Annotated in this window: 16 protein-coding genes and 1 pseudogene; 6 read left to right on the plus strand and 11 right to left on the minus strand. The window is 44.5% G+C overall.

Going from position 1 to position 16088, the window contains the following annotated elements; genetic code table 11:
* Positions 1 to 30 precede the first annotated feature (30 nt).
* Entirely contained in the window at positions 31 to 1044 is a 1014-nt protein-coding gene (locus OQJ75_RS12055; RefSeq protein WP_265973683.1) for a manganese-dependent inorganic pyrophosphatase, read from the plus strand.
* A gap of 172 nt (positions 1045 to 1216) precedes the next feature.
* On the opposite strand, the gene OQJ75_RS12060 is transcribed toward OQJ75_RS12055, so the two are convergent.
* From OQJ75_RS12060 to OQJ75_RS12080, 6 genes and pseudogenes are all read right to left on the minus strand, one after another.
* Entirely contained in the window at positions 1217 to 2068 is an 852-nt protein-coding gene (locus OQJ75_RS12060) for a hypothetical protein (protein ID WP_265973682.1), read from the minus strand.
* 634 nt (positions 2069 to 2702) lie between these two features.
* Positions 2703 to 3722 carry a helix-turn-helix domain-containing protein gene (locus OQJ75_RS12065; protein WP_265973681.1) on the minus strand — a complete coding sequence of 340 codons (1020 nt, stop codon included), beginning with the start codon at positions 3720 to 3722 and terminating at the stop codon, positions 2703 to 2705.
* Positions 3723 to 3826: 104 nt separating this feature from the next.
* Complete coding sequence (locus OQJ75_RS12070) at positions 3827 to 4825, minus strand: DUF2860 family protein (protein ID WP_065205603.1); 999 nt, start codon at positions 4823 to 4825, stop codon at positions 3827 to 3829.
* Between the two features lie 43 nt (positions 4826 to 4868).
* Positions 4869 to 6440, minus strand: coding sequence for an amidase (locus OQJ75_RS12075; protein WP_265973680.1), 1572 nt, complete (start codon positions 6438 to 6440; stop codon positions 4869 to 4871).
* A gap of 186 nt (positions 6441 to 6626) precedes the next feature.
* Positions 6627 to 6827, minus strand: a pseudogene (locus OQJ75_RS22530) (alpha/beta hydrolase); the annotation flags it as partial.
* Between the two features lie 137 nt (positions 6828 to 6964).
* The gene (locus OQJ75_RS12080; protein ID WP_265973679.1) at positions 6965 to 8227 is read right to left on the minus strand and encodes a metal-dependent hydrolase family protein; all 1263 of its coding nucleotides are present in this window, start codon (positions 8225 to 8227) and stop codon (positions 6965 to 6967) included.
* 302 nt (positions 8228 to 8529) lie between these two features.
* Here OQJ75_RS12080 and OQJ75_RS12085 point away from each other — a divergent pair, with 302 nt between their 5' ends.
* A complete protein-coding gene (locus tag OQJ75_RS12085) occupies positions 8530 to 9009 on the plus strand; it encodes a hypothetical protein (protein WP_265973678.1) in 480 nt (159 codons plus the stop codon).
* A gap of 115 nt (positions 9010 to 9124) precedes the next feature.
* On the opposite strand, the gene OQJ75_RS12090 is transcribed toward OQJ75_RS12085, so the two are convergent.
* Entirely contained in the window at positions 9125 to 10855 is a 1731-nt protein-coding gene (locus OQJ75_RS12090) for an amidohydrolase (protein WP_265973677.1), read from the minus strand.
* A 126-nt stretch (positions 10856 to 10981) separates the two neighbouring features.
* Positions 10982 to 11158, minus strand: a complete 177-nt coding sequence (locus OQJ75_RS12095) for a hypothetical protein (protein ID WP_016768530.1) — start codon at positions 11156 to 11158, stop codon at positions 10982 to 10984.
* Positions 11159 to 11210: 52 nt separating this feature from the next.
* On the opposite strand from OQJ75_RS12095, the gene OQJ75_RS12100 reads away from it, so the two are divergent.
* From OQJ75_RS12100 to OQJ75_RS12110, 3 genes are all read left to right on the plus strand, one after another.
* Positions 11211 to 12173: a helix-turn-helix domain-containing protein gene (locus OQJ75_RS12100; protein ID WP_265973676.1), complete on the plus strand. Its 963-nt coding sequence runs from the start codon at positions 11211 to 11213 to the stop codon at positions 12171 to 12173.
* A gap of 149 nt (positions 12174 to 12322) precedes the next feature.
* Positions 12323 to 12841: a lipocalin family protein gene (locus OQJ75_RS12105; RefSeq protein ID WP_026084473.1), complete on the plus strand. Its 519-nt coding sequence runs from the start codon at positions 12323 to 12325 to the stop codon at positions 12839 to 12841.
* 109 nt (positions 12842 to 12950) lie between these two features.
* Positions 12951 to 13493 (plus strand): cytochrome b, encoded by a 543-nt coding sequence (locus OQJ75_RS12110; protein ID WP_265973675.1) that lies wholly within the window; start codon positions 12951 to 12953, stop codon positions 13491 to 13493.
* Positions 13494 to 13617: 124 nt separating this feature from the next.
* Here OQJ75_RS12110 and OQJ75_RS12115 read toward each other — a convergent pair whose 3' ends face one another.
* Together OQJ75_RS12115 and OQJ75_RS12120 are read right to left on the minus strand one after the other, a co-directional pair.
* Positions 13618 to 13995 carry a hypothetical protein gene (locus tag OQJ75_RS12115; RefSeq protein ID WP_265973674.1) on the minus strand — a complete coding sequence of 126 codons (378 nt, stop codon included), beginning with the start codon at positions 13993 to 13995 and terminating at the stop codon, positions 13618 to 13620.
* A 48-nt stretch (positions 13996 to 14043) separates the two neighbouring features.
* Positions 14044 to 14349 carry a monooxygenase gene (locus OQJ75_RS12120; protein ID WP_017633097.1) on the minus strand — a complete coding sequence of 102 codons (306 nt, stop codon included), beginning with the start codon at positions 14347 to 14349 and terminating at the stop codon, positions 14044 to 14046.
* A 166-nt stretch (positions 14350 to 14515) separates the two neighbouring features.
* Here OQJ75_RS12120 and OQJ75_RS12125 point away from each other — a divergent pair, with 166 nt between their 5' ends.
* Positions 14516 to 15412, plus strand: coding sequence for a LysR family transcriptional regulator (locus OQJ75_RS12125; RefSeq protein WP_265973673.1), 897 nt, complete (start codon positions 14516 to 14518; stop codon positions 15410 to 15412).
* Positions 15413 to 15456: 44 nt separating this feature from the next.
* On the opposite strand, the gene OQJ75_RS12130 is transcribed toward OQJ75_RS12125, so the two are convergent.
* The gene (locus OQJ75_RS12130; protein ID WP_102432624.1) at positions 15457 to 16071 is read right to left on the minus strand and encodes a TetR/AcrR family transcriptional regulator; all 615 of its coding nucleotides are present in this window, start codon (positions 16069 to 16071) and stop codon (positions 15457 to 15459) included.
* Positions 16072 to 16088: the final 17 nt, after the last annotated feature.

Raw genomic sequence — 16088 nt, forward strand, 5'->3', positions numbered from 1 at the left:
TCTAAAACGAATCCAAATAAGGAAATACCCGTGAAGCTAACACCTGTCGTTGCCGCCGTAATCATGTCTTTCAGTTCAGCAAGTTTTGCTTTCAGCCTGCAACAATCTGCCAATGAAAACAGTGAAGATCTCGTATGGACGGGGCACCTTAGCCCAGACAGCGACACGGTAATGTCTGCGATGCTCGCGGCTCATATTTATGGTGGAACGGCGACAGTGCCTGAGCCTATCAATCCTGAATCGACGTTTATCTTGAACTACTGTAATGCGGAATCTCCACGTGTAGAGACAGATTACTCTTCATACCGAGTGGGGCTGGTGGATTTCAACCAAGTGACCCAACTAGCGCCAACCATCGATCAATCATCCATTGTGGCAGTAGTCGATCACCACGCGATTGGTGGCTCACCGATTAATACGCCTCAAATAGTTGAGATGGATATTAGAGGTTGGGGGTCAGCTGCAACGATTCTGGCTGATAACGCTGAAAAGCTCGATGTGACCTTACCTAAGAACCTTGCTTGTGTCGGCTTAGGCGCGATTCTTTCTGACACAGTGGTATTCCAATCAGCAACTACAACAGATCATGACCGTAAATACGCAGAGAAGTTGGCGAAGGTTGCAGGCATTTCAGACATCGAAGACTTCGGCCAACAGATGTTGATTGCTAAATCAGACCTTAGCCACCTTTCATCTGAAACCATTCTGACGCTGGATTACAAAAACTTTAAATACGGTGGCAAACAGGTGGGTATCGGTGTCGCTGAGACGTTAACGGCTCAACAACTGATTGATCGTAAAGACGAGCTTTTGGCGGTAATGAAGTCTTATAAAGAAGAGAATGGCTTAGACCATCTGTTCTTCTCAATCACAGACACAAAGAACAAAGAAGCGAACCTACTGTGGGTGGATGAAAGTGACTATCAAGTCATCAAGTCTGCTTTCAACGCTGAACCAACTAGCGATATGTTAACTCTAGAAGGCGTCACTTCTCGTAAGCGTCAGATTGGCCCAGCAGTTCAAAAGGCAATTGAGAGCTTGTAAGTAGAAAGAGAATTTGGAAGAGGGATTGGTAGAGATACCAATCCCTTTTTGTTTTTGGGCGTCTAAATTGGAGTTGGATAAAAGTGAGTCAGTGAGTTTGTGAAACTAGCAATTATTGGATAACTGCGGGGAATCGAAACTTTTCAATTTAGTGGTAAAATTCACTCAGCCTCTATAACCAATCATCCATACTTTTGACCCAGAGCCATGCGCCTCTCATAAGGCTATCCAAATTCAGTTCTAACTCCGTAATAACCAACTTAGACTGGAACAACGCTGTTATTGCTAATACAATCGTTAGCCACATTATCACGCTTGTTCTTTTTCGTTCAGTAGCGTCAAGTTGTAACTGCTCCATTGTTGTCAGAGCTTTACCTCTAATCCTACACTCATATTGATTAACTAGTTCAATCTCTTTTGATTCCGCCAATGATTTCATAATTAATAGCGTTGCTTGCTTTAGCGTCGGGTATTGAGGATGCGAAATCGCGTACATCCCATAGATGTGACTTAGAATTCGCATCACATCCAGTGTCTGTGTATGGTTATTTTCAGATAATTCAATAACCGCTCGTAGAACCTTGCTTCTATCAGGTCTCTTATGTTTCTTCTTTGAATACAATAACTTAGGAGCAGCGAATTTCCAGAGCGCATATTTGGACTGTAGCTTATAGAATCCAGTTAACTCATGTATCAGGAAATCAAATGGTGATTCATATGTGTGCGTAATCAATCCATAATAATGATGTATGGTAAAGTTCAGCTCCGTTATATTCTGTAGATTTAGTAACTTACTTTTTTCATGTGTTCTCTTAGCTTCATCCCACACTTTTACTTTGAGCTTGGAGCCATTCTCAATTACGGCATCAGCAAGGTAACTCCCATCACTATCGGTTACATAAACACTATAACAATTAGTCTCCTTGCCCTCTTCTCCACTACGGGGAATGAGCTGAGGAGTCGGTATTGCTAGTGCCTTAGCTAGTCTATTTATGAATATTTTATCTAGCCAACTCAATGCCATAGTCCACTCTTTATGCTCTTAGTATCAGTGCATTATACGCCTGAAAATCACTATCACGAAGAAGCATGAGAAAAATATTGTTAATGACTAAAGGTCATTCAATCGGCGTAAACACGAAATGGGGCGTTTGTGTTACAGCATAGCCACAATCTTATAGTAGGGGGTATCACCAAAATGCCGCATTGGCTTGTACGTTGCTCAGAAACATTCTGGGGCAAGCCCGTGTTAGCTCATAACTAAATCCCCTCCTAACCTCCCCTTAATCAGCATCTCCGATCCATTGTGGTTCGTGGAAAAGGGAGGAACAGAATACCGAGCGTGACATATGCAGCTGTACGTTCAGCGCCAAAGAAGATTCTCCCCCTCGGTCGCAGATCTAAAGAGGGGGTGATGAACTTAACATGAGGGGGAGTTAGAGGGGGAGGGTGTTCGAAATCAGACCGAACGCACGCGATATCAACGCTCTCAATTCAGAAAAGCATTGCGCTTAACCCAAAAAAATGGAACGCCTGAGCGTTCCATTTTTCGTATCTGATTTACCTTAAACTTGCTCGCTTGGGTGTCCCCACATTAGCTCTCTTGCGTAAGGGCCAGCGTACCCATCAGTGATATTGGCATCATCAGCACTGTAAGCCTACGACTTTAGTCCGGTAGGAGAGTGCCCAGTCCAATTTTTGAATGCTCGACTGAATGCGCTCGAGTCTGAAAAGCCAAGTTCGTGAGCTACATAGGTAATATTGCCGTCGTTCTGATTCAGTAACGTCATGCTCAGTTCAAGTCGGTATTTATCGAACAAGCGACGAAAACTCACACCTTGTTGTTTAAGCTTACGATTCAGGGTTCGAGGGCTGATATGAAGATTGTTCGCCACGCTATCTAGGTTAGTATCTTTCACCGCAAGCACTTTGAACGTTTCATTCACTTTGTAGATTAAGTTGGTTTTTAACGTTTTTTCCATCTGTTGGTCGGCGATTCTTACTAGCTCTGTATGAAAGTCGACTTGGTATTGGCGAGGTTTCGCCTGGACAAGATCGTTAGGAAAAAGGAGATAGCGGGCGGGGAAGCCTTCCTTCATTTCAACATTAAAGACACGCTCATAGATGCTCAAGAACTCATCACCGATGGTGTTCTTGTTGATGTGAATGGCGAGCTTTTGATTCGGCGCATTAAGGTATTTGCGAACGAGCTTGATCATAATACTGAAATAGAGCCCCAAGCTGATGTGTGTCATCAGTGTGGTTTCATCAATGTACTCGGGTGTGACGCCCCAAAGCTCGACTTCACCATTTTCTGTTTCACGGCTGAATATTTTCAGTAGCGGATGTATATGAATGGAGTAGCGACTCAGCAGTTGGCAAAAGCTGGTGAGATCTGGCGCGGTGAGCATTGCCATTACCGGCGCGCCCATTTCAAGCTCATCGAAGTAGCGAGCGGATTCATCAAATAGGTCGATCAGTTCATGATCAAAGCGTTGGTAGATGTTGGTGATGGCGGTTTGAAGCTGATAAGCCGAGATCGATTCGGCGGAGCAAAGTTGTTTATAGACCTCTGCTCCCGACCAGATATCGCTGCTGTCTCCAATTCTAGCCTGAATAGCAGAGTCTAAAGTTTTAAACCAGAATATGGGCAATTGAGTACTGAAACTTTCCACCATAACTCCCTGTTATTACTGGTGATTGAAGAGTGTTCTTCTCGTTAATATGCCCAAATTAAAGGATTTGTTTACGGGTTACAAGCAATGAAACTCTCAGTTCAACTTTAGAATTTGTAATCAACACCTACTGAAATCACGTATTGCGATGATTGGTAATACTCAATATTCGAATTTGTTGTCTTGGCGCCAAGTAGTGATACCAAAGACCAGTTTTTTGTACCAAAGATATTGGTGTATTCATAAGCAACGAAGGCTCCAAAGTCTTTGTCTTCACGAGTCTCATTAAAGATTGGATTCTCTTTATCATAGCTGCGTTTTGCTGCATTGAGTGTAAAAGCAAGGCCATGATTTCCAAATCTTTTCGCTAGGTTGATTTCCGCGCCAAGGCTCAAGAACGATAGTGCATCACCCTCAGAGTCTGATGAGAAAACATTCATTGAAGGTGTGAGAATGCCAGAGCCATCTTTCAAGAAATACTGGTAACCAGACTTGAGATAAAAATATTTTCGTTCTCGAATCATTAGTGCGCGTTCTTCTTCAGTTAAACCAAGGCCCTTTAGGCCGGTGTTTTCTTTTTTAACGTCGGACTCACCAGAGGCGACATCGAGATTAAAGTTCGAGCCCATTATTCTTGAAAGCTGCATTCGAACGACATTACCGGTGAGGTCGGTTTCTTTTCTATTTGAGTCAACGGCATAAGGGTCATCCCATACTTCACCTGATATCAGAGTTGGTAAGATAGAAAATTCAACCACCATACCGTTCTCGACTTGCTGCCTATATCCAATTTCAAATGCCAACGTACCTGTGATGATGTCGTCTCTTGAGGTACCTAAGAAAAACTGTTTGTGATTCAAAGCGCCAAAGGTGTATTGCATTGAACCCAAAACAGCGACCATTCCCTCTGCTTCGGTATTACCCGACGACATTAAATCGGCTTGAGATTGATGATTGCTTTGCCCAACATCTAGGTTGCTTGAGTTTGCGGTGAAGCCTGTTAAGAAGGTCATGTTGCCACTGAAGCCTTCGCTTGGTGCTAGAGCTGCGTATGAGTAAGGTGCAAGCGTCAGGCTCGCCAAAAATAGGAAAATAATATGTTTCATCAATAGACTCGTACTTGAATGATTTTCTAAATTGAATTGCTTGTTAAAGCGCAATCGGGGCCTTTCTGTTTGCCCAAGGTTTGGCGTTTTCTAGTTGATAGGCCAATTCAAATAACAGGCGGTCGTTGCCCCTTGCTGCAGAAAAATGGCTACCGACGGGAAGGTTCTGCTTGTTCCAATACAAGGGAACCGACATGGCGGGATTACCTGCCACGTTTTCGATAGGCGTGTAGGACATTAACTTTTCTGAACGTGTCCATATCTCTTTCCCTGAGTGCGCTTGCTGGTCGAAATATTCGATCTCCAAAGGCACGTGGTTTGCACAAGGAGTCAGCCAAATATCGATGCTTTTAAAGAACTCTCGGTTGTGAGTGAGCGCGAAACTTTGGCATTGCGCTTGAGAGTCGATATACATGTTAGGAGCGGCTTTCAAGCGCGCTTGCATCGTACGAGCTAAATAGACGATGTTATCGCTTACTTTGTCGAGCATCGATTCTAGCGGCATGCCTAGGCGGTCGAACTGCTCAGCAAAGCTTGCCATCTTGTTGCCAAATACGCCCATGTAGTTGTGCATGAATACATCGCCATCTTGGATCGGTTGCTCAACTTCGATAACGATATGTCCAAGGCTCTCGAGCAAAGAGACCGTCGAACGAATAGCTGCGAGCGTATCTTCATTGGGAAGCCTGCCGTGGATATCTTTGAGGGTGACGCCAATTTTTACCTGACGGTTAAGAGAAGCATTAACCATTCCTATAGGGGTTCGAGGAAAAGGTGTCTCAAAGTCATTTTTTGTATGATGCTCTGTGACTGATACAGCCAAAGCTGCATCACGAACGGTTCTCGACATAAACGATTGATGAGTAAAATCTTCGTTTGTTGAGCCGTCAGTTAGCCCTGAAATCAAAGATTCTCGACTTGGCTTAAAGCCAAAAATACCTGTCGCTGAAGCGGGCATGCGCGAAGAGCCGCCACCATCAGTGGAATGCACTAATGGTACATAGCCAGCAGCAATCGCCGCTGCGCCACCACCAGTCGATGAGTGAACACCTCGACTTAGATCCCATGGGTTACGCGTCGCGCCATAAAGGGGATTCTGCGTGCAGCCTAGTGCCATCATCTCGGGGATATTCGTCATACCAATGGTGTTGAGCCCTGCATTCTGTGTTGCACGAATAAACCAAGAGGTAGCGTTGGGCTTTCTACCTTGGTTTAGCTTCGATCCCATGGTGCATTCAAGCCCGACAACATCAACGCAGTCTTTCGCTAAGAAAGGCACGCCTGCAAAAGGGGAGTTCGGGTTAAATGAGTTGGCACGCTCTAGCGCTAAGTCAAAGCACTCAGAAACAACCGCATTAACTTGATCGTTTGTCTGGTGAATTTTATAGATGGCTTCTTGTACGAATTCTTTTGGCGAGGCTTTTTTGTCTCTTATCAGATTTGCCATCTCAGTCGCGTCTAGTGGCGAGTCAACGGTTTGGTGATCTGAAGGTAAATTTGTTGGTGAAGTTGGCGTTGCATTCGCTAAGGTCGGCAGAGAGAGAGCCGCAGCAGAAACAGCACCTTTCCCCATAACTTTGAAAAAATCTCTGCGTTTTAATTCATTGATAGTCATCGTTTCTATCCCAAGTTAGAAAGTCACTATCCTTGTTTCGAAACCTAGCTCGCTAGGCTTAGCGTCACTCCGTGTGCTTATTTATGGGATTAGGATAAAGATTAGCGTGTTGGCTTGCAGTGCAAATACCGCCAATGTTCATACCATTCACGCCAACTGGTTTGTCGGGTTATGTATAGGGAGAGGTTATCGCTCAGCTGTTAACCAAAAATCAGACATATCTTCAAACAGGTCATCGTTGTTCAAAATGCTTAAATGGTTTTCGTTATAACCGCGAATTTGGTCTGCGCTCAATTGAGCGGGGCGTGATAATTGGCTTGATAAATTGATGACGCCATCGTTACTGTTTGTATTAAATAGATCGCCCGAGTTATAGCCAAAGGTCAAAAGTGGGTATACATAAACAAACAGCATGAGTTTAATAGAAGCAATAAAACAACGCTTAATAAAAAGGCAAGTAAGCGACTAAAAAGTTCGCTTGCCTGCCTTTGAGTTTTAGTTACTCAGTGAGTAACTCTTGAACGCTAAAGCGTGTTTTTGTACACCTTACCGTCTTTCATGATGACTTTCTTAGCATCATCATGCATTACACACTCAACGCCTTCGAGTGGGTTGCCATCGATGATCAATAGGTCGGCATACGCGCCTTCAACGATCTGACCTAACTTGCCTTCTTGGTATGGGTGTTGGTAAGTCGACATCTCGAACAAGCGTCCACAGTTTGATGTCGCCATGCGAAGTGCTGTGATGGTGTCGAATGTTTTCTCAATCGCACCAAGTTCATTCAATTGTGTTGCATGAACGTTGGTTTCACCCACGCAGTCAGTGCCAAAAGCAATGTTCTGAATATCGTATTTCTTAATCAGTTCCGCCGATTTGAACATGGCTTTACCTACGCGTTCTGTCTTGCGGTATGTCTCTTCGTTTGGCAGCGGGATCTTACGCGCTGCAATCAGTGAAGAGGTAAAGTAAGACGGAATCACCCAGATGCCTTTCTCTTTGATGATCTCGGCAATGTCGTCGTCCATGATGGTCGCGTGTTCGAAAGACATCACGCCAGCTTCAGCAGCTCTGCGCATCGCATCAGAAGTGTGGATGTGCGCAGCAACATAAGTACCGTAGTCTGAAGCGGCTTGTACTGCGGCTTCCATTTCGTCAGAAGTGAATTGCAATGTGTCTAGCGGGTCGAAGGTTGATGATGCACCGCCACCTGCCATGATTTTGATTTGTGATGCGCCCATAAACAGTTGTTCACGTACCGCTTTTAATACTTCTGAACGGCCATCAGCCACTCTCATCGCACCAAGTTTCATCATTGGCGAGTCTTCGTGCCCGTTAGCCAAACGTTCTTGCGCTTGGTTTTGGCGGTAATCTGAGTGACCACTGGTTTGTGAAATCGCTGCCATTGAAGGCAGAATTCGTGGGCCAGTTGCGTAACCGTTGTCGATACTTTTCTTGAGGCCAAGCGTGTTACCCGCTACATCACGAATGGTGGTAAAGCCGCGCATCAGCATCTCTTCTGAAATCTTTGCTGAGCGAATCGCCACTTCTTCACGTGTCATGGTATCAATCACATTGAAAGGTGCAGATAGCGTGATATGAACGTGCGCATCAATCAAACCTGGCATTACCGTGCCACCTTGAGCATCGATAATTTCATCCGCTAACGTTGCATCAACCTCGCCAATTTGGGTAATCAAGTTGTCTTCAATAAGAATTGATACGTTCTCGATTAGGTTGTTATCAACACCGTTAAATACGTTCGCATTAGTGATTAGCTTTTTCATAGTCTGCACCTTTTGGAAATGAGTGTGTGTCGCTGATGGAGTTATCTTATGGCGGGGAGCATTTGAAAAATGGCCATTTGGTGACAAGCAATGATGAGACTTATCTGTTGGTGCTTTTCTATATTTTTGAAAATTGCTTTATAGAGGGAAGCCAATTATTGACGTGAGGAATAATCAATCGATAAAAGCTAATAATTTCGAATGGAATGGTTGTGGTGTCATCAAATGGTAAGTTTTGCTCCGATTCGAACGCTAAGATGTATTTCAAATCGAGACTACTTATCCAATTAGAGAGAAACAGAATGACTAAATCAGACAAAGTTTACGGATTCAACACACCACAACGTCTATTCGTAGGTTACACGTTAGCTGTGCTGGTGGACTTGGTGGTCCTTAACTTCTTCGATGAGTACTGGGACTTCGTGAACATTGAGTCTTTCACTATTTCTTTGATAGCGGCGTTGTTGCTACAGCTATTGTTGAAGCTCTCTATTGGTTTGGAACACAAGATTGCCGAGCACTTCAAAAGTAAGCCGGGTACAGCGCCCAAGATTTACCGAGCAATCACTACTTACATCATTTTGGTGGGTTCAAAATTCGTAATGCTAGAAGCGATTAACTTATTGTTCGGCGAGAAGGTGAGCTTTACTGGCCCTTGGAATGGTGTAGTAGCGTTCTTCGCAGTGGTATTTACGATTCTGATTGCTGAAGTGATTGTATCGAAGATCTACTTTGCTCTTGATGATAAAGCCGCTGAAGGCAAACCAGTAGCGCAATCATAATTGAAGGCGAGTTCATCGCCCAATCGAGACTGAATGAAAAACGAGCCAGCTAATTGCTGGCTCGTTTTCGTTTGTGTGATGTATAACCTTAATCTATCCGATACATTTGTTGGTTTTACTTCTCGTAAACCACATCCCCTCGCAACACCGTCATCAACACTTGAGTCTTGGCAATGCCTCTTGCTGACAAGGTGGTGATATCTTTATCAAGAATGGCGAAGTCTGCTGACTTACCAACTTCAATAGAGCCTGTTACGTCTTCAATTCCAAGGCTCTTGGCTGCGTTGAGGGTGTAAGCGTCGATGGCTGTGTAGATATCGGTTAGGCCTGTTTTGCCCATGATTAAGCTGTTTGCGATGCCGACCAAAGGATTTATGTCGTGAACATTCCAGTCACTACTTAGGGTGATATTGGCGTCGGTTTTGAGTATCGCGTCTAGGTTCATCATGGCTTTGGCGCGACGAGCACCAAGGAAAGCTTCCGCCCATTGGTGTTGATGCCTTGCTACGTAATCTGACCCGACTTGAAAATCCGCCGTTACATCGAGTTGTTTGAAGCGTGGGACATCTTCATCATTGATCAATTCAACATGAGTTAAGGTATAAGGTTTTTGCGAGCCTTGTTGACGCACGCTTTCTATTGCATCAAGGGATTCTCGAACTGCACCGTCACCAATCGCATGAATGTGCGCGCTAAAACCAATTTTATCGAGCGCTCTGAGCCACTCTTTCATCTGTGCTGGTGGAATGTAGTTCAAGCCATTAGGGGAGTTTGGTAAGTAAGTATCTAAGTAGGGGGCGAGTGTTTTTGCTGTGCCATTAATGAAGATACCATCGCTGTACATTTTTACCTGATCGACTAATAGCAGACGACCTTTGTCATCGGAATACATCTTCTCGAATACTTCGAGCTGAGAAGGTATCGCCATTGATGGGTAAATCCAAGGGCGCAACGAGACGCGCGCTGTGAGATCTTGGTTTTGCTCTGCTTCTAGCCAAACGTCATACCAACCTCGTTTCCAATACATCCGACCGTCACCTATGGTGGTGATGCCGTGCGCGGCCGCTTCTTCAAGACCGTACATTAAGCCTTGGTAGCTCTGTTCAAAGAGCTCGCTTTGGCTGTTCCACGCCATCTCCATGACTTGGTCGCCAGCGTTATCCAATAAGATGCCGTTAAGCTTTCCATTGTCTGGATCCTTTAGATAGGCACCGCCTTGTGGGTCTGGAGATTGTTGGCTGATTCGTGCGATTTTCAGTGCTTTAGAGTTGACCCACATCGAGTGCGAGGTTTGCTCCATGATCACCACGGGGCGGTTTGGGAAGACACTGTCGATGATCTCTAGTGGTGTGTATTCAGAATCGCTGTCGAGTGTCGGCCCCAAAGAAAAACCATAACCCATTAGCCAACCTCTGCCATCGGTATCAGCATTGATCTTACACGCTTCTAGGTAGGGGATTTGTTCTTCTAGTGTGGCTTCTGAATCCAGTTCGCAATTACCACCCAGCTCTGAGGCGGCTTCGAAAACATGGTTATGATTATCAATGAAGCCCGGAAGAACAAAGACATTTTCTAAGTCAATGACATCGGTATTCTGCCCTTGAAAAGCTTTCGCTTGCGAGTGGTCGCCAATGAAAATGATCTTGCCGTTGTGGGTAACGATCGAGTCAGATTCACGATGCCCGTAGATATCGGCATTAGTAAAGATTTGATCAGCAGTTTGGCTTTGGACAGCTGTTTTCTGTTGCACAACGGTGTTGTCTTGTCCAAATACGGGCGAAACAGCGCCTAAACTAGTGAGTAAAGCGATCCATGCAGTGTGTGGCAAAGTGAGCTTGTTGTTCATTCTTATGTATTCCATGTTCCACTGTTTAATAAGTATAGAAAGCGAGTGGCCAGTGTGAAACTCTACATGAATGACAAATAAAAACTGCGTTTAATCAACAAGCTGTCGTTTGAATGAGCTTTTTAATTACGACTCTTGTCTTAGGCTTTTACGCAGATCTTTTTTGTATTCGTCATAAGAGGTATAGCCATAGAGTTTCCAAGTGTGATCACCCTTAATGTTGTGGTTGTAGGTGATCTCTCCGATCCACTGCTGACGTGTGGCAAGAATCATAGCGCGGATTTTTAATAATAAAGTGTCCATAGTTGCTCTCCTGATTAAGTTCACCTGCAGTATATTTAGCGGTGACCACCGGATGAGTATCGTTAGCGCAATATTCAATACTTTTCAGTCAATGTGCTCATTTGAATGGTATGATGCGTATACTTTCAATATTAAAAAGTCACTGAGCATCGCAATGAAGGGTTACTTGGAAAAAGTGCCACAACGAATTGGCACATCATGGCGCTATAAGAAAATTGTCGAGAACAGTAAAAGCTACGGTTGGCATAGACATGAAGAGTACGAGATAGCGATACATCGTCACTTTGCAGGGCACAGCTTTATTGGGCATCACCAAAGCGATGTGTTTCACAATCACATGATTTTGGTTGGCCCAGATTTACCTCATGCTATCTATTCAGAAGAGAGCGCAGATGACTCACGAATATGTGAAACGCATGTGGTTTGGTTTCGCAAAGATTGGATAGAGCAATTAATCACGTGCTGCCGTGAGCTCGAACCTCTGCGCGCATTGTTGGAAGATTCAAAGAAAGGGCTGCAGTTTTCGCCTGTTACCGCAGAAAAAGCGACGGAACTGTTGAACAAGGTGATGGAGCAGCCACCACATCAACAACTGCTGATCTTGTTCTCTCTGTTTGCGCTTTTGCTTGAGGATAAAGACGTGGTGCAGTTGATAAACCCTGTCTTCAATTCGGATGATGAAGATGAAGTCAGCGATAAGTTGGACAAGATTGAAGCCTTCTTGGTGAACAACTTTATTCGCGATATCTCAGTTAATGATTTAGCTAAGCATCTCTACATCAGTGAGAGTAGCGTTAGGCGGCTATTTCAAAAGCACTACAATGAGAGTTTTAGTCAACGGTTAAAGAAAATTAGGTTGAACGTGGCGTGTGATTTATTGCTCAACACATCACTGCCTATTAGTCTGATTCTGGAGAAGGTGGGTTACGACAACCAAGCTAACTTCAATCGCCAGTTTAAATCCTATAAACAGGTAACACCGACTCAATATCGCGCGGCAATGAAGCAACACTGATTCATTCACCAACGAAACAATTCCCATAAGCTTCTGAATAATTTACTGTTATATGAACTATAAAAATGGATTTAACGTATTACCAAGGATGTAAGTTAGGGCTCTCACGTGACTTACTCGAACTACTATTAAAACAAGTCGAGGTTAGGATGAAGAAAATATTATTGCTGCTGAGTGTCATTCTGTTGGGTGGATGCGTAGGCATGCCCGAAACAGTAAAGCCCGTTCAACAGTTTGAATTGGATAGATACTTAGGCAAATGGTACGAGGTGGCTCGTTTGGACCACTCGTTTGAGCGTGGTCTCAATAGCATCAGCGCTGAATATAGCCTGCGTGATGATGGTGGCGTGAAGGTGATTAACCGTGGCTATTCGGATGAAGATGGTGAATGGAATGAAGCGGAAGGTAAGGCGTATTTTGTTGAAGGCAGCGATCAGGGTTATCTGAAAGTGTCGTTCTTTGGTCCATTCTATGGCGCTTATGTGGTGTTCGAGCTGGATAAAGAGAACTACCAATACGCGTTTGTTTCTGGCCCAGATACCGATTACCTATGGCTGCTTTCTCGAACACCGGAAGTCTCATCTGAGGTCATGGAGAAGTTCAAAGCGATGTCGAAAGAGCGTGGCTTCAACACCGATGAATTGATTTACGTCGAGCACTCAAAATAACGGTATGTAGCGGTTTCTTGGTCTTTACGTAACTTTACGTAAAGACCATGTTAAGTGTAATGATAATGAGTCAAAATAACACCTAGGTCAGAGACATAGAGTGGTCATTATGAATAAATCATTATCGAAACAGACGGTTATTTTCCATTGGCTTACCGGCATTTTGTTTATCGCTGTGTTTGTTATTGGACTTCAGTTCGAAGGCATGCCTCGAGGTCCCGAAAAAGGCGAGTTAATGGGGCTGCACAAATCGTTGGGTTTGATTGTGTTAGTTGTCGCACTTTCACGCTTTGTATGGCGTTTGAAAGAAGGGGCAATTGAGAGTGTGGCTGTATTAACGAGAGCACAAGAGCTTGCTGCGAAAGGCGTTCATCATTTCTTGTTACTAGTGACGTTAGCGATGCCAATTTCAGGTGCCGTAATGAGTGTTGCTGGTGGACGTGCATTAGAGCTATTCGGCATTGAGTTGATCGCCGCTGGCGAGAAAACGGAATGGTTGCAGTCTGCGGCTTCTTTCGTTCACGTTAATGCGGTGAACTTGATTATGGTGGTGTTTGCTCTGCATGTTTTGGGTGCATTGAAACACCAACTAGTGGACAAAGATGGCACACTGAGCCGCATGCTTGGTCGTTCATCCTCTGCTAGCAAATAGAAAAATCAGACATCAAGATTATCTCTTATTTAGCGAATCTAACTTTGGTCTTGATAGAAAGATGAATATAAAAACACTCGGCATATACCGAGTGTTTTTTGTTTGTGTTACTTGCAAATCGTACTCACTGAGCTTGCTTGCGAACCTGCAAGACGCTCAGTACTGATAGCGAGAGGAAGAACGCAGGGTCGCTCCAACCAAAGCCAACAAAGATACCCGTGAAAGCAGCATACAGTGTGATAATGGCACCCAGCATATTGGTGACAACCAAGCCTTGGATGAGTTTTTTAGCACTGAGTCCCGCTTCAATATCTCGCAGTAACCATGTTATCGCTGCAATACCACCAAGGAAGATACTGGTGTGTTGAGAGAGAAAATAAGCGTACTTATCATTAATTTCCACGCCGTACATAGGCCACATGACCGTTGGTAGAAAAAACAACGCGAAGGCAAACCCTGCGTAAATGATGCCGTGTAGGCTTAAAAACGTTTTATTGTTCATTTGTTATCTCTCTATCTCGTGCCTTTCGCTAATTCTTTATTCATTCCATTAGCCGTTGATTGGGCCTTTGTTAATGGTAGTTAACGGTTGGTTTACGTCAAAAATCACGCCGCGAACTTCTTCTACACCCATCTCTTTTAAGCGGGCTGCATGCATAGCTAAGTAAGCCTCAGCACTGAGTTGATCTTCAAAAAGGTAGACGCCACCGCCCAGCTTTTCGGCTTGGTTTTCTGTCCAGATTTTCCAGATCATGCCCGGCTCGTTGTTGATGGACTTAGCTAGGTCTACGAGTGCGTTAGACATTTCTTCACCGAAAGGGCCATTAAATTCAAAATCAACTTGTAGTAGTTTCATGGTGTTTCTCCGTTTAACAAAATCCGCTTAAAAATAGGTGTGTAAGACAAACAAGCCATTCTCGTTTGTTGTTGAGATTTATATTGCCTGTTGAAATAGATATTACCTGTAAAAAACAGACAGAAAAGTTCATAATATTGCCACTAACTGTCAGGATTTTAGACCGATGAGATTAAAGACCACCCTCGACCAATGGCAAACACTCTATGAGATAGATCGCGCTGGCAGCATTCAGGCGGCGGCACTGCAATTGAACAAGAGCCACACCACGCTGATTTATGCGTTGAGAAAACTGGAAGATCAACTGGGCGTGTCTTTGGTTCAGGTTGAAGGCCGAAGGGCAGTGTTATCGGAAGATGGCAAAGCCTTATTGCGTAGGGCGAGCAGCATGCTGGAACAAGCGCGGGAGCTTGAGCTGATCAGTGAGCAGTTAGCAAAGGGTGTGGAGTCTGAAATTGTGGTCGCTGTTGATCACCTATGCTGCCTTGAGCGCCTTTATAAGCCGATGGCTGCGTTTATGGCAGAGAACAACACCACTTCAATCCAAGTGGTTGAGACATCATTGTCGAAGACCACTGAAATGGTCACTCAAGAACGTGCCGATGTTGCCATTATTAACCTGCCGATTACCAATTACTCGGCCGAAGCTTTTGGTTTCACCAAGATGGAACCTGTTGTCGCAAGTTCGCACTCTTTGGCTAGCATGTCATCCATATCGCTCAACCACCTATCGTCGCTGCCACAAATAGTGGTGAGAGATTTAGGCTCGGTTGAAAAGTTGGGAGAGAAGAAGGATGTGGGTTGGTTGAAGTCGAGCCAGCGTATTACGGTCGATAATTTCGACCATGCCTTTGGTGCGGTAGAGCAGGGTGTAGGGTATTGCAGGCTGCCTAAACATATTGTCGATAGCCGAGGAAGTGACAAGATCACTGTGTTAAATGTGGAAAATGGCAGTGGCTATCAAGTGCCGCTGCATCTGACTCTGCCGAAAGGTGCGAAGACTGGCCCAGCCGCAAAACGTTTCTATGAACTGCTTCTTGAATCAGCCCTGAATGCGGACTAAGTGCTATGAGACATTTAGTTTGTGAGATAGTTAGCTATGAGCTATTAACGAGGCTGATTGCCGTTCAAGAATAGCGCGACACATTCGCGAGTGTAGTGAAGCCTTTCTTCTTCGGATTCTCCGCTATCGTGACCGAAGAATGACCAATACGCCGACTTGCCATGAAACATCAGCAGCAGTTGGCGTGCCGCTATGATTGGCGAGCTTGTAGAAGAGAGCGTTAAGTCACCAGACTCTATCTTAGTCTGCAAGTAATCGGCGAGTAACTTAGTGGTCTTCTGTGGTCCTGTTTCTAAATAAATAGAGGCAATTTCTGGGTGCGTGTTGGATTGACTCACCGCGTTCTGAAAGGTTTGTCGTGATTGTTCATCAAGTAGTAAATCCTGAAACTTCACACCAAATTTCACCAACTCATCACCCACCGCCGCATTCATATCAAAGGCAGCAGGGCTAAGTTCGCGCTCTGCACACTTGGTCTGCATGCAGGTTTCGAAAAGTTCGTCTTTGTTTTTAAAGTGAGAGTAGACCGTCTGCTTGGAAACGTTCGCCGCTTTGGCTATCTGATCCATATTGATCTTGAAGCCATGCTCAGAGAAAAGCTGGCTTGCTGCGGTTAAGATCTGCGATCTCTTTTGTTCACTCTTGATGATTTTAGTCACGTGCTGCTTCTCGTTAC

Origin of the sequence: Vibrio sp. 14G-20, assembly GCF_026241515.1 — a bacterium.
Lineage (GTDB): Bacteria > Pseudomonadota > Gammaproteobacteria > Enterobacterales > Vibrionaceae > Vibrio.